Here is a 13,977-nt window from a genome sequence, read left to right on the forward strand (position 1 = left end):
GTCTGATTTTCAGGCGCTGGATTTCTGCTCTCTCTCGAGAAGATGGATATCTTCGGCCACGTCTTCCATTCTCTTCAATAAGGCAGCCTGGGCATCTCTCAGCCCTCGATTGTAGAAGTAAGGCCCTATCTCCTGGGTAAAAAAATCGAGCAGGAATTCGGCCGGCAGGGTTCCGATGGGATCCAGTTCGCGGTCGAAATAAGCGCGGATGCGCGAAACGATCTCAGCCTTTTCTTCCCTGGAAAATTCGATTTTCTGCATGCCTGGTTCTCCGACAAATGCAATCACGACGTTGATGCTTCAGCGAAATCGATCGGTCAATCAACGAAATTCAATTGCCGCGGAAGACCGTAGCCCATAAGGAAAACCTGAATTTCCAACAGGACACTCACATGAATCGCGCCGACTTTGTTGAAGGTTTGCGGGGCGGCTCGGCCGTTGCGCTGGCATCGGCGCCCTTTGGCGCGCTGTTCGGAGCACTGGCGGTTGAAAACGGCATGTCGCTTTCCGAGGCCGCCTTCATGAGCGCAACGGTCTATGCCGGTGCCAGCCAGATGGTCGGAATCGAACTCTTCGGCCACCAGGTTCATGCCTGGCTGATCGTGCTGTCGATCCTAGCCGTCAATTTTCGCCATGTGCTCTATTCGGCGGCCTTAGCACGCTACATCGGCCATTTCACCCCGGTGCAGAAGTTCTTCACCTTTTTCCTGCTCGTCGATCCGCAATTTGCCGAGGCGGTCAAGCGGGGCGAAGCCGGCAAACCGCTTACCTTCGCCTGGTATCTCGGCTTCGGCGTCATCATCTACATTCCCTGGGTGCTGATCAGCGTCGCCGGCGGCCTGCTCGGCGGCTTCATCGGCGATCCCAAGGCAATTGGACTCGATATCTTGCTGCCGGCCTATTTCCTCGGCATCGTCCTCGGCTTCCGCAAGCGCGACAACTTCCTGCCGGTGGCGCTCGTCAGCGCGGTAGCATCAGTGCTCGCCTACCGCTATGTCGGCTCGCCCTGGCATGTCAGCCTGGGTGCGGCCGCCGGCATCGTGCTGGCTGCCCTGCTGCCGCTGCCGCGCGAGGTGCCGGATCTCGAAGCCGACGCTCTTCAATCCGAAGTGCACGAGGTCTGAGCCATGGAATTCGATCTCCATATGGCGCTCGTCATACTCGCCGCAGCAGTCGCCACCTTCGCCACCCGCATCGGCGGTTATATCCTCATCACCCGAATGAAGAGCATTCCCCCGCGCATGGAAGCGGCGCTGAACGCCGTGCCGGCCGCCGTGCTGACCACTCTTGTCGCACCTGCCTTCTTCATTGGCGGCTGGGAATCGAAACTGGCGCTGATCGTTGCCCTCTTCGTCGGCCTGCGCATTTCCCATACATGGATGCTGGTTGCCGCTTGGGTTGTCGTGATGGCATGGCGCTACACGATCGGCGCCTGAACCCTGGCCTTGCGCCTGAAAGTGCGCGGCCTTGCAGCCCGAAAACAGTATTCCGCCGCCTGTTGCCTAATATTCGAGCGGCAGCGTCGCGTTTTCGAGCCACGCCCTGACGTCGGGATCGTGGATCAGCGGCATCAGCGCCTCGCATGTGCGGCGGTGATAGTCATTGAACCAATGCAGCTCATCATGGGTTAGAAGCTCGGGAATGACGAGGCTGCGGTCGATCGGGCAGAAGGTCAGCGTCTCGAAGCCGAGCATCGGCATGTCGCCGCCTTCGATCTCCTCGGCGCCGCGCACATAGATCAGGTTCTCGATGCGGATGCCGAAGCTGCCCGGCCGGTAATAACCCGGCTCGTTCGAAAGGATCATGCCCGGCAGCAATTCCTGCGTCGAAAGCCGGGAGATGCGCTGTGGTCCCTCATGCACAGAGAGATAAGAGCCGACCCCATGTCCAGTGCCATGGGCGAAGTCGGCGCCCGACCGCCACAGCGCGATGCGCGCCAGCGGATCGAGGTCGCAGCCGCGTGTACCCTTCGGGAAACGTGCCGTGCTGATCTGAACCATTCCCTTGAGCACCATCGTGAAGAAACGGCGATGCTCTTCCGACACCGTGCCGATCCCGACCGTGCGGGTAATATCGGTCGTGCCGTTGATGTATTGCGCACCGGAGTCGATCAAGAAAAGTTCGCCTGCTTCGATCATCCGGTTGGTCGCGGTGGTAACGCGATAATGCATGATCGCCGCATGTTCGCCGGCGCCCGAGATCGTATCGAAGGATATATCCTTCAGCGGATTCTGCATGCTCTGGCCGACTCGAGCGCGCACCGCCTCCAGATGTTCGGCAGCAGAAATCTCGCTTACGCTGCCCGGCTTCTCCTGCGACAGCCAATAGAGGAATTCCACCATCGCTGCTCCATCCTGCAGATGTGCAGCGGCCGAGCCGTTGATTTCCACGTCATTTTTCACCGCGCGCGGCAGCTTAGCGGGGTCGGCGCCCTCCACCACTTCGCCGCCCGCCTTGCGGATAATCTCCGCCAGCGCATGGGAGGCGATATCAGCATCGATCAGCACGCGGCCGCCATCCCTGGACACGGCAGCAAGCCTCTCTTCGAGCGCCGATGGCGGAAGTTGCGTGCATATCTGCCCGAGATAAGCCTCAGTCTCGATTCCAGTCTTGCGCTTGTCGAGGAAGAGTTCGGACCGCCGGTCGGCGTGGATGATGGCGCGCGCCAGCGGATGCGGCGTGTGCGGCACGTCGGCACCGCGGATATTGAAGATCCAGGCAATCGAGGAGGGATCCGCAATCAGCACCGCGGCGAGGTTCTTCTTCGAAAGATCAGCGGCAATCGTCGCAATCTTATCGCTTGCCAGCACGCCGGCTTGGGCGACATTCTGGATGGTGACGGCGCCGAGCGGCTCGGAAGGCCGATCGCTCCACAACCTGTCGAGCGGATTGTACGGCAGGAAGACCAACCTCCCGCCGATCTCCGCCAGTGCCCTTTCCAGACGCCGTACCTCCGCGCCGGCGTGAAGCCAGGGATCGATGCCGAGCCTCAGCCCCTTAGTTCCGTTTGCGGCAAGCCAGACATGCGGCGGCTCGTTCACCAGATCGCCGCCCGAAAACACCGAGCCGTCGACTTGTTCGGCGAGCTGCGTCACATAGCGCCCGTCGACGAAGACGATCGCCTGCGTCCGCAGGATCAGCGCGATGCCCGCCGAGCCGGTGAAACCCGTCAGCCATGCCAGCCGCTCGGAGCAGGCCGGAACATATTCGCCGTTGAACTCATCGGCGCGCGGCACGAGGAAAGCATCGATGCCTAGCGAATCGAAAGTAGCGCGCAGCGCCGAAACTCGTTCCTTGCCGAACTGCGGCGTGGAGGTGACTTCGAAAGACTGGAACATGCTGGAAATCCGAATGGTTGAAACGAATCTGGTTAACGGGATGCCGGCCATGTTAGCGAAATTTAAATCGATGGGGAGAAAAAGCGACGAAACGAGGCGAAACCGTTGGGCCTGCTCGGCATTTTGACGGAACTGTGACGCCAAAAGTTAATTTGGCACGCTTTATGCATTGGCCGCATGGCTCCCATGATGAAAACCCTCTGCCTCCGCATTTGAGAATAGCTATATAGCCACCATCGAACGGTTCGGATGAGCCAGCAAACAAAGGAAATTTTGAAATGACCGCCTCTCTCTCGCGCTTCGCATACAGCAGCCCGGTGCAGGCTGGCGAACGCCAGACTGTGCGTCACGTGATCGGCGCCCGCCGCCCGCAGAACGAGGACAGCCTCAAGCTTCTCGGTGCCGGCCAGCGCGTCACGCGCCACCAGGGCGCGCCCAGCTACGCCTTCTAAGCTTAAAGCCTGTCCGTCTCCTCCCTCCCGGACCGGCCTATTGGAATGCAGTAGAGCCCGCTCGAGCGCTCCTCCTCCTTCGAGCTCGCGGGCATTGACCGGAAGACCGGTCCAAGGCGGTGCCATCGGCGCCGCCTTTTTCTTTTGAGAACGGCACGGAAACCGCACTATCCTGTGGGACAACTGACGTCACGACTTGTTCCCTCCTCTCCCCAGCGGGGAGAAGAGGGAGTAAGTCGCACCCGTCGCCCCGATCCTCTCCCTCCTCAAGGCCGATCGAAATAAATCGTCACCCAGCCGTTCCGCCAGATCGTCCTGACATGGCGGAGCCGCGCGCCGCTATAGGCGGCGATCACCTTCCACCGTTGTGACGCGAGAATGCCTGAAAGGATCACCGATCCGCCGGGCGCAAGATGCGTGGCGAGCTTTGGCGCCATCCGAATCAAGGGCCGGGCGAGAATATTGGCGATGATGAGGTCGAAGGGGCCATTCTCCGAGAAGGCCGTCGAATGGAACCCCGGTGCGGTCTTCGTGACGATGCCAGACGCGATGCCATTGCGTCGTACGTTCTCAGCAGCGACCCGCGTAGCGATCGGATCGATATCGGTCGCAAGCACCGGGATGTTTTTGAGCTTACGCACCGCGATCGCCAGGACGCCACTGCCGGTGCCGAGATCAAGCGCATTGCGAACCCGGCGCGAACACATCACTGCATCGATCATCTCCAGGCAACCGGCCGTCGTTCCGTGATGGCCGGTACCGAAGGCTTGGCCGGCATCGATCTCGATGGCGATGTCACCGGAGCGGACCTTGTCTCGGTCATGCGAGCCATGCACCAGGAAGCGCCCCGCCCTGACCGGCTTCAGGCCCTCCAGCGATTTCGCCACCCAATCGACATCCGGGATGACTTCTCGCGACAGCTGAGCATCGGGAAAAGCGACCTTCAGCGCTGCCTCAATGCGGGAGCGCACATCCGCCTCGTCCTCGGCCATCATATAGACCGAGGCCTCCCATATATCCTTCTTCTCATCGATTTCGGTGGTGCCGATGGCAAAGTCTTCTTCGCCGAAGACTTGGGTCAGGAGATCGAGGATCGCTTCGGCCTGGCTTTCGGTGGTCGACACGTAAAGGCGGATTTCACTCACGATAGGCGGTCTTTCCCGTTTCCGTTGCCCGCCATCGGTCGAGCCAACGTCCCATCACGCTGAAGCCATCACCCCTTATGGACGAGATTCTCCAGCTTCTTTACCGCCGTGTCCGGATTTTCGCCATAGGCGATCGTTCCGGAAAACCGCCCGGCGGAATCGAGCAGGAAGACCGACGCAGTATGATCCATCGTATAGTCGCCGTTTGGATCCTTCTCGTCGACCGGCACCTTCTTGGCATAGACGCGGAACCCCTTGATGACCTCGGCGATCTTGTCCGGTGGGCCCGAAATGCCGGTAATTCGCTTGGAAACGTTGGACAAGTACTCGTTCATGATCTCGGGCGTATCGCGCTCCGGATCGACGGTCACAAAATAGGCCTGCAGATTGTCACCGTTGGGATCGACCTTCTCCATCCAGCCGTTCAGTTCGAACAGCGTTGTCGGGCAAACTTCCGGGCAATGGGTAAAGCCGAAGAACAGCGCCGTCGGCTTGCCGCGCAGCGCCTGCTCGGTGATCGGCTGGCCGCTTTGGGAAACCAACGTGAAAGGCACGCCGAAGGGAGCTTCCGCCACGACGTCCCGCGACTTCATGGAATAACTCACCGCGCCGAGAATCCCAGCAAGTATCAGAACACCGATCCAGACGGCGATGCGGAATCTCTTCATGGCGTGATCCTCGATCAGGCGGATGTGCCACCCGCCCCTGCCGGCGTGATTATCGTCTCGGCCGAAGGCGCGCAATTCAAGAATATGTTTTTTGACCCGTGATTAATTGTCTCACGAACCGCAGCCGTCGATCACCCGAAAGTCAGTCTGCCAGAGTTGGAGTTCATCAAAAAGCATTGCGCCTGAACGACTTCCCTTCTGCCCGAACCGACGGTCTCACAATAAACATCATTAGGAAAGGCTTAAGCCGTCACATCTATATTTAGCAGTGCGTGCGGCCCGGTCGAGCCGTTCTGACATGAAGTCTGCCGAGTGGCGAAACCTCCGGACGTCCGCATGAGGGTAAGAAAAACATAAACCCGAGCGGTTTGTGGAGGGGTCTTTTCATGACGAATTCATCGGTGCGCAAGAGCCTGTCGGTCAGCCAGCGGCTCTGGACTCTGGGCGGTGCGGCCTTCATCGGTTTCGGAACGATGCTCGGCGTCGGCTGGTACGAGAACATGCGGGTCGACACGGCGTTGCGCCGCGCCGGCGAGATCCAGGCGAGCGTCAACCATATCGGCGACATGCGGCTTGCGAATCTGACGATGGTCTTGGCCGCGATGGACATCATCGTCGACAAGGACAGCAAGGCCGTCGAGCCCGAGCGCATCAAACTAATCGGTGATTCGCTGACTGCTCTTTCGGGTGGTTCGAAAGAGATGCACCTTCTTGCGAATGAAATGCAAGTCGACAGCCTGTTGAAGAGCTATGACGCCGATGTCGCCGCAATCGGCAAGGCAATACGTGTCGATCTCGTCGCGCTGGTTCAGCAGGGCGCGGCTGATGCGGAATTCGACAAAATCGACGACGCGATCGACGGCGCCGGCGAAGAGCTGACCGCGACCCTCGACAAGCTCGCCGCTGAAGGCACGGTTTTCGCCCAGCAGCATGTCGAGCTCGCCAATGCCGTGTCGCGAGAGGCCCTCATCCTGCAGATCGGCCTCGGCGTCCTAGCCATCCTCGTCATGGGTGTCCTGCAATATGTCCATGGCGGCTCGATCCGGCGTGGCATCGGCGCCGTGCGCGAAAGCATGCAGCGCATCATGAACGGCGATCTCGCCAGCAACGTCGCTGAAAAGACCCGCGGCGACGAAATAGGCGAGATGGCTCGCGCCGCCGACGGCTTCCGCCTCGCCGCTATCGAGAAGCGCGACCTTGAAGCCCAAGCCCAGACAGACAGACAGCGCAGCGATGCTGAGCACCGTGCCCGCGAAGCCGCCAAGCTCGCCGACGCCGAAGCGCTCAGCGCCGCCGTCGCCGCTCTCGGCGCCGGCCTTACCCGCCTTTCGGGCGGCGACGTGACCGTGACCATCGACCAGCCGTTCCGCGAAGAGCTGGAGCGCTTGCGCCTGGATTTCAACCAGACGACCGCGACGCTGCGCAGGGCGATGAGTGACATCGCCATCAACAGCAGCTCGATCGAGGCGAACAGCCGCCAGATGCGCGCCGCCGCCGACGATCTCGCCAAGCGCACCGAGCAGCAGGCCGCTTCCCTGGAAGAAACCTCGGCAGCCCTCGACCAGATCACCGCCACTGTCCGTAACGCCACGAGCCGCGCCGAGGAAGTCGGCCACATGGTCTCTCACACCCGCGAGAATACCGCGAAGTCGGACATCGTTGTCGGTGATGCGATGGCCGCGATGGAGCGAATCGAGGGCGCCTCCCGCGAGATCGGCAAGATCATCAACGTCATCGACGAAATCGCATTCCAGACGAACCTCCTGGCGCTCAATGCCGGTGTCGAGGCAGCGCGCGCCGGCGAGGCCGGCAAGGGCTTCGCCGTCGTTGCCCAAGAAGTGCGCGAACTCGCCGGCCGTGCTGCGGGTGCTGCCAAGGATATCAAGACGTTGATCGGAAAATCCGGCGAGGAAGTGAAGATCGGCGGCGAATTGGTGACAGCCGCGGGTGAAGCGCTTCGCCAGATCGGCGAAGATGTTCTGCGCATCGACGAACATGTTAAATCAATCGTAACCTCTGCGCGCGAACAATCAGTCGGATTGAACGAAATCAATACTTCGATCAGCCAGATGGATCAGGTCACGCAGAAGAACGCGGCCATGGTGGAAGAGACGAATGCCGCAAGCCATACGCTCGCCGTCGACGCCGAAAATCTGACGCAACTGATCAAGCAGTTCAAAACCGGCGAGGGCATGAGCGCCCGGCAAACGCCGCGAGAGGCAACCGCCGCCTCGCATTCGAGACCTTCTCCCGCACGCAGCCTGATCGGCAAAGTCGCGGGCGCATTCAACGGCGGTTCTGCCGCCAAAGCCATCGCCGCTCCCGCCGGGGACAACTGGGAAGAATTCTGATCATGAACAACAACGCCATCAAGCAGTCGGGCGCCTATCTCGAAATCGTTTCGTTCCATCTGGGCGACCAGGAATTCTGCATCGACATCATGGCCATCCGCGAAATCCGCGGTTGGGCGCCGGTGACGCCGATGCCGCATACCCCGCCCTACGTGTTGGGCCTCATCAACCTGCGCGGCGCGGTGATCCCGGTCATCGACATGGCCTGCCGCCTCGGCATGAAGATGACCGAACCCTCCGAGCGCTCGGCGATCATTGTCACCGACATCGCCGGCAAGCTGGTCGGCCTGCTGGTCGAACAGGTTTCCGACATGATGACCATCAAGAGCGAAGACCTGCAGCCGCCGCCGGAAATCATCCCGGAAGCCCAGCGCGCCTTCTGCCGCGGCATCGTCGCACTCGAGAAGACCATGGTCTGCTTCCTCAACCTCGATACGGTCATCGCCGACGAGTTGAACCAGGCGGCTTGATATTCTTTTAGATACGAAATTCAAAGGCTCGGCTCGTCCGGGCCTTTCCTGTTTTTCGTCAGAAAGTACACATGCTTAGCGTGTGCGGTCCCTTACTCCGAAGGGCAGAGGGGTAGCACACCAAGCCTTCAAGTATGCGGAGACGGTGCGGCTTACCCCTTCTCCCCCCGAGGAGAGAAGGTGGCGCGAAGGGTCGGATGAGGAGGCGGACGGCACATCAGAAGAAAGGATCTCCAGCCCCTATGGCTTCCCATTCTTCCAAGTCACGCTCTGCCCATAAAGCGGAACGGTCGAGATCGACATCTTCGCCGAACCATCGGTCAATTGGCGCGAATGGGCGAGATAGATCAGCGTGTCGTTGGCCTTGTCGTAGATGCGGTTGACAACCAGCGTCTTCCAGATCAGCGACATGCCCTGGCGGAACACCTCGCTGCCGTCCTTGGAGAGGTCGATGTTGCCGATCTCGATTGGTCCGGTCTGGCGGCAAGCGATCGAATTGTTGGACGGATCTTCGAACCAGTTGCCGTTCTTAAACCGATCGATCAGGCTGCGATCGAAATAGGTGACGTGGCAAGTGATGCCCTTGACCTCCGGGTCGGAGAGTGCCTCGACGATGATGTCGTTGCCGATCCAGTCGACCCCGACCTTGCCGACGACTTCGGCCGAGGCGGCGCCCGCGGAAATAGCGGCGAAGGAAAATGCGGCGAGAAGAAACGTGCGAAGCTTGGTCATGGCGGCTCCCTGGATGATCCGCATTCTAGATAAGCATGCACCTGGGCTTTGCAAGAAATCGCTGTTGTTGCGGGGCGTTCAGGCCTTCCGGCAGGTGCAGGGCGCATAGCCACGCGCCGTCAGCCGCCCCGGCGTCATACCGATCAGCGCCGGGATTGCTTCCACGGCCTTCGCCTTGACCGCCCTTGCCATCTCGATCGCCGCAGCCGCGCAAACCGCCGCATCCTCGGCGGCATTATGGTGCATGAAGCGCAGCCCGAGATGCTCGGCGATCAGGTTCAGCCGATGCGAGAGGAAATGCGGCCAGATGCGCTGCGCCATCTTCAGGCTGCAGAGATAGGTCAGCTCAGGATAGGATTGCCGGTAGAGATCGAGGCTCGCCCGCCAGACGCTGAAGTCGAATGCCGCATTGTGCGCGATCATCGTCGCGCCGCTGATATCGTCGTAGAACTCGTCCATCACCTCGGGAAATTCAGGCGCATCCTCGACATCCTCCGGCCGAATTCCGTGGATCGCGATGTTCATGCCGGAAAAGCGCATGTCTCTGGGGCGGATCAGCCGCTCCTCGACGCGCGTCACCCTACCCTCCTCGATCCAGGCAAGCCCGACAGAACAGGCGCTGCCGCGCTGCTCGTTGGCTGTCTCGAAATCGATGGCAATGGTCTTCAAGGGTAAAATCCGAATCGTCTGCCCTACCGGCATAATGTCAGCCGGAGGCGAAGGCAAATCCCGGCCTATTGACATCTGCACGCGGATGGGGAAACTTTCGCGCATGATCAACTCTGTGACGCATACCATGCATCATATCGCCACGACCCCTCCAGGGTACGCGGGAGCGATGGTGCGTCACTAGAGCCTGCTGCTTTCATACGGAAGCATATCCTGAGTTTGTGAGGTAGTTTGCGCATTCTGCTGGCGAGAAGCAGTCGAGCATTTCACCAGCCTTGCGCCATGTCGCTTCGACTGTGCGAGGCTGTTCTCTCCTAATTAGGTGCTTAAGCTTGGCAAAGACTTGCTCGATGGGATTGAGGTCCGGGCTGTAAGGCGGCAGGAAGAAGAGGTGCGCGCCTGCGGCCCGGATGGCACGACGGACAGCTTGGCCCTTATGGCTGCCGAGATTGTCGAGGATGACGATGTCGCCCTTGGCGAGCGTGGGCACGAGGATCCTCTGGATATAGAGGGTAAAGAGTTCGCCGTTGATCGGCCCATCGATGACCCAAGGGGCGTCGATGCGGTCGCAGCGCAAGGCGGCAATGAATGTCAGGGTTTTCCAGTGCCCATGCGGAACCGCGGCACATAGGCGTTGACCACGCGGTGCCCACCCCCTGAGGGGCGCCATGTTGGTCTTGATCCAGGTCTCATCGAGAAAGACCAGCCGCTGCGCTTCGATCCGCCGTTGATGGGTCTTCCAACGCAACCGTTTCCTGGCGATATCCATCCGCGTCTGCTCGGCCGGCAGAACCGTTTTTTTTGAAACTCAGGCCCTCGGCCCGGACGAACACCCAAACGGCGCGTCGCTCGGTCTTGATGCCGCGTTCGGCCAGTTCCGCCACAAGGCCTCGCGTCGTGAACGGGCCGGATCGACAGCGCTGGCGCAGCCAGTCGGCCCGTTCGCCGGACAAAGTCCGCTGCTTGCGACCGCCGACGCGGCCGGGCGTCAGAGCGCCGGTCTCCGCAAGGCGCTTCTTCCACTTCGAAACACAGGAGGGAGCAATCGCAAGTGCTGCTGCGATCGATCGTATCGTTTCTCCGGTGTTCAGGCGCGCCATCGCCCGTTCGCGAAGATCCTCAGAATATGGGTGCGTCATCCTTAGGCCGTCCTTTTCCGGTAGGACAGAGAATCATATTTCAGCTGATTTGCGAATCTGCGATTCTGAAAAATCGAAGCGTGCTCTAGCCGTCCGATCATCCCGAGAACCCTGCCGAGGCGAGCAGGGTTTTCCAAAAAATCCCGGCTCTCCTCGCTGTAACCCAAGGAGAGATGCCATGCCTGAAAACGAAGAGAATGAACTCCGCGGCCGGGCGCCCCTGCCCGACGGTGTCGTCGTGCGAGCCGTGCGTCTTTCCGACGCCGAAGAGATCACCGATCTTATAAATTTACCGGGCTATCGGGCCGGCACGCTGCGGCCGCCTTACCAGCGGATTGAGGAGGTCCGCAAGAACATGGAAAACCCATCGGCGGGCGCGCTCAACCTTGTCGTGACTCTAAATGGCAAGATCGTCGGCAATTGCGGGCTCAACCGCCTTAGCGGCCGTCGCCAGCACGTCGCCAGCCTCGGCATGGGCGTGCATGACGACTTCACCGGTCGCGGATTCGGCCGCATCCTGCTTGGCGCGATGGTCGATGCAGCCGACGACTGGCTCGACATCAAGCGGCTCGAACTGACCGTATATACCGACAACGCGGCTGCGATCGCTCTCTACGAGAAGTTCGGCTTCGAAAAGGAAGGGCATCTGCGTGCTTTCGGATATCGCGCCGGACACTATGCCGATGCCTATACGATGGCGCGGCTGAGGACCTGAGTCGGAGGGGTCTATCCGCATCCCTCGTCATGCTTGGGCTTGCCCGGCTTATCACGAGCATTGGCAACGGGCGCAGCAGATCCTCGCACAAGGCCGAGGCAACGCCGAACAGGATGCGGGCATTCTGACGCCGGCTTCCTCATCCGCCAATCAGCGCCAGCCACTCATCCTCATCCATCGTCTGGACGCCGAGTTCGCGCGCCTTGTCGAGCTTCGAGCCGGCGCCGGGACCGGCAACGACGATGTCGGTCTTCTTCGATACCGATCCCGCGACCTTGGCGCCGAGGCTTTCGGCCCTTGCCTTCGCCTCGTCGCGGGTGAATTTTTCGAGCGAGCCGGTGAAGACCACGGTCTTGCCAGCCACAGGACTGCCCGTCGTCACCGGTTGCTCGGCCGCTGCGGGCGTCACTTCTTCAAGCAGACGGCCGATCACTTCGATGTTGCGCGGCTCCTTGTAGAACTCGACAATCGCGCGCGCCACGACCTCACCGATACCCTCGATGGCGTTGAGATCGTTCCAGGCGTCGCCGGAAAGCGGTGCGGCCTCCTTCATCGCGGCCGCAAAGGCTTCATAGGTGCCGTAGGAGCGCGCCAAGAGTTTTGCCGTAGTTTCACCGACATGGCGAATGCCGAGCGCATAGATGAAACGGTGGAGCGCAATGCTGCGCCGCTCGTTGATCGCCGCATAGAGCTTGCCGACGCTGACCTTGCCGAAGCCGTCGATATTCTCCAGCTTGGTCAGCGACTGCGCCTGGCGCTTCTCCAAGGTGAAGATATCGGGCGCCGTGCGGATCTGCAGCGACGCATCTTCATTTTCGAAGAAGAAGTCGATCTGCTTCGAACCGAGCCCCTCGATATCGAAGGCGTTGCGCGAAACGAAATGCTTCAGATGCTCCGTCGCCTGCGCCCGGCAGATGAAGCCGCCCGTGCAGCGGCGCACCGAATCCATCTTGCCGGTCTTCTCATTGACCTCGCGCACCGCATGCGAACCGCAGACCGGGCAGGTCTTGGGAAAATCATATGGCTTCGCCTCGGCGAGACGCTTTTCCATCACCACGTCGAGGATCTGCGGAATGACATCGCCGGCGCGCTGGACGATGACGGTATCGCCCTCGCGAATATCGTGCTCCTTCGGCCGGATGCGCTCGCCGCTATTGCCGATGCCCTTGATGTAGTCCTCATTGTGCAGTGTCGCGTTGGTGACGACGACGCCGCCGACCGTGATCGGCTTCAGCCGGGCCACAGGCGTCAGCGCACCGGTCCGGCCGACCTGGATCTCGATCTTCTCGACCTCGGTGAAGGCCTGCTCGGCCGGGAATTTATGCGCCGTCGCCCACCGCGGGCTTCGCGAGCGGAAGCCGAGGCGCTGCTGCAGTTCCAGGCTGTCGACCTTGTAGACGACGCCGTCGATATCGTAATCGAGATCCGGGCGCTTGAGGCCGATCTCGTCGTAATGCGCCAGGATGTCGGCGACCGAATTCAGCCGCTTCATCAACGGATTGACCGGGAAGCCCCAGTCCTTGAAGGTCTGCACCATGCCGAATTGCGTGTCGGCCGGCATGTCCGACATCTCGCCCCAGGCATAGGCGAAGAATTTCAGCTTGCGGCTCGCCGTCACCTTGGCGTCGAGTTGGCGCAGCGATCCCGCCGCCGTGTTGCGCGGATTGACATAGGTCTGCTTGCCCTCCGCCTCCATCTGGCGGTTGAGCGCCAGGAAATCGCTCTTGGCCATATAAACCTCGCCGCGGATTTCCACGACTGCGGGGACACCCTTCGGCAGCTGGTTGGGAATTTCGGATATGGTGCGGATGTTGGCGGTGACGTTTTCCCCCGTGGTGCCGTCACCGCGTGTCGCAGCCGTCGTCAGTCTCCCGTTCTCGTAGCGGATCGACATCGATAGCCCATCGATCTTCGGTTCGGCGGTAAAAGCAATCGACTGGTCCGGCAGGCGGCCGAGGAAGCGGTAGACGCTGGCAACGAAATCCTGCACGTCCTCCTGCGAAAACGTGTTGTCGAGTGACAGCATCGGCCGCGCATGGACGACGGGCGAGAAGGTGACCGAGGGCGCTGCACCGACTCGTCGCGACGGGCTGTCCTCACGGATCAGCTCGGGAAACTGCGCTTCCAGCGCATCGTTGCGGCGCTTCAGCGCATCGTAATCGGCATCTGAAATCTCCGGCTGGTCCTTGCCGTGATAGAGCGCGTCGTGGTGCGCGATCTCCCTTGCCAGCCGCTCGAGCTCGGCGGCAGCCTCTTCGATCGTCAACGTGTCGATGGCGGAACCTTCGGTGGACATGG

Annotated in this window: 14 protein-coding genes; 6 read left to right on the forward strand and 8 right to left on the reverse strand. The window is 60.8% G+C overall.

The annotated features are described in order from the left end of the window. Positions 1–9 precede the first annotated feature (9 nt). Positions 10–261 (reverse strand): DUF2164 domain-containing protein, encoded by a 252-nt coding sequence (locus NXC14_RS14665; protein WP_085778761.1) that lies wholly within the window; start codon positions 259–261, stop codon positions 10–12. Positions 262–392: 131 nt separating this feature from the next. Here NXC14_RS14665 and NXC14_RS14670 point away from each other — a divergent pair, with 131 nt between their 5' ends. After that, entirely contained in the window at positions 393–1,124 is a 732-nt protein-coding gene (locus NXC14_RS14670; RefSeq protein WP_085778762.1) for an AzlC family ABC transporter permease, read from the forward strand. A gap of 3 nt (positions 1,125–1,127) precedes the next feature. Next, entirely contained in the window at positions 1,128–1,436 is a 309-nt protein-coding gene (locus NXC14_RS14675; protein WP_085778763.1) for an AzlD family protein, read from the forward strand. 66 nt (positions 1,437–1,502) lie between these two features. Here NXC14_RS14675 and NXC14_RS14680 read toward each other — a convergent pair whose 3' ends face one another. Then, entirely contained in the window at positions 1,503–3,338 is a 1,836-nt protein-coding gene (locus tag NXC14_RS14680; RefSeq protein WP_085778764.1) for an aminopeptidase P family protein, read from the reverse strand. 278 nt (positions 3,339–3,616) lie between these two features. Between NXC14_RS14680 and NXC14_RS33015 the strand changes: the two genes are divergently transcribed. After that, entirely contained in the window at positions 3,617–3,790 is a 174-nt protein-coding gene (locus NXC14_RS33015; RefSeq protein ID WP_004668779.1) for a hypothetical protein, read from the forward strand. Between the two features lie 266 nt (positions 3,791–4,056). Here NXC14_RS33015 and NXC14_RS14685 read toward each other — a convergent pair whose 3' ends face one another. Together NXC14_RS14685 and NXC14_RS14690 are read right to left on the reverse strand one after the other, a co-directional pair. Next, positions 4,057–4,935, reverse strand: coding sequence for a 50S ribosomal protein L11 methyltransferase (locus tag NXC14_RS14685; protein ID WP_085778765.1), 879 nt, complete (start codon positions 4,933–4,935; stop codon positions 4,057–4,059). 68 nt (positions 4,936–5,003) lie between these two features. After that, entirely contained in the window at positions 5,004–5,603 is a 600-nt protein-coding gene (locus tag NXC14_RS14690; RefSeq protein WP_085780126.1) for an SCO family protein, read from the reverse strand. Between the two features lie 386 nt (positions 5,604–5,989). On the opposite strand from NXC14_RS14690, the gene NXC14_RS14695 reads away from it, so the two are divergent. Beyond that, a complete protein-coding gene (locus NXC14_RS14695) occupies positions 5,990–7,954 on the forward strand; it encodes a HAMP domain-containing methyl-accepting chemotaxis protein (protein ID WP_085778766.1) in 1,965 nt (654 codons plus the stop codon). 2 nt (positions 7,955–7,956) lie between these two features. Beyond that, positions 7,957–8,424: a chemotaxis protein CheW gene (locus NXC14_RS14700; RefSeq protein WP_004668786.1), complete on the forward strand. Its 468-nt coding sequence runs from the start codon at positions 7,957–7,959 to the stop codon at positions 8,422–8,424. Positions 8,425–8,664: 240 nt separating this feature from the next. Here the strand turns inward: NXC14_RS14700 and NXC14_RS14705 are convergent, their stop codons facing one another. From NXC14_RS14705 to NXC14_RS33020, 3 genes are all read right to left on the reverse strand, one after another. Beyond that, complete coding sequence (locus tag NXC14_RS14705) at positions 8,665–9,156, reverse strand: CreA family protein (protein WP_085780127.1); 492 nt, start codon at positions 9,154–9,156, stop codon at positions 8,665–8,667. A 78-nt stretch (positions 9,157–9,234) separates the two neighbouring features. After that, positions 9,235–9,825, reverse strand: a complete 591-nt coding sequence (locus NXC14_RS14710; protein ID WP_085778767.1) for a 3'-5' exonuclease — start codon at positions 9,823–9,825, stop codon at positions 9,235–9,237. A 196-nt stretch (positions 9,826–10,021) separates the two neighbouring features. Beyond that, positions 10,022–10,964 (reverse strand): IS630 family transposase gene (locus NXC14_RS33020; protein ID WP_176536422.1). Its coding sequence is split into 2 segments (ribosomal slippage): positions 10,022–10,627 and positions 10,629–10,964, totalling 942 coding nucleotides; the frame shifts between segments, so codons are not numbered across the junction. Positions 10,965–11,142: 178 nt separating this feature from the next. Here NXC14_RS33020 and NXC14_RS14720 point away from each other — a divergent pair. Continuing rightward, positions 11,143–11,679: a GNAT family N-acetyltransferase gene (locus NXC14_RS14720; RefSeq protein ID WP_085778768.1), complete on the forward strand. Its 537-nt coding sequence runs from the start codon at positions 11,143–11,145 to the stop codon at positions 11,677–11,679. 139 nt (positions 11,680–11,818) lie between these two features. Here the strand turns inward: NXC14_RS14720 and ligA are convergent, their stop codons facing one another. After that, positions 11,819–13,975 carry an NAD-dependent DNA ligase LigA gene (gene ligA, locus NXC14_RS14725; RefSeq protein WP_085778769.1) on the reverse strand — a complete coding sequence of 719 codons (2,157 nt, stop codon included), beginning with the start codon at positions 13,973–13,975 and terminating at the stop codon, positions 11,819–11,821. Positions 13,976–13,977: the final 2 nt, after the last annotated feature.

It is taken from the genome of Rhizobium sp. NXC14, from assembly GCF_002117485.1.
GTDB lineage: Bacteria > Pseudomonadota > Alphaproteobacteria > Rhizobiales > Rhizobiaceae > Rhizobium.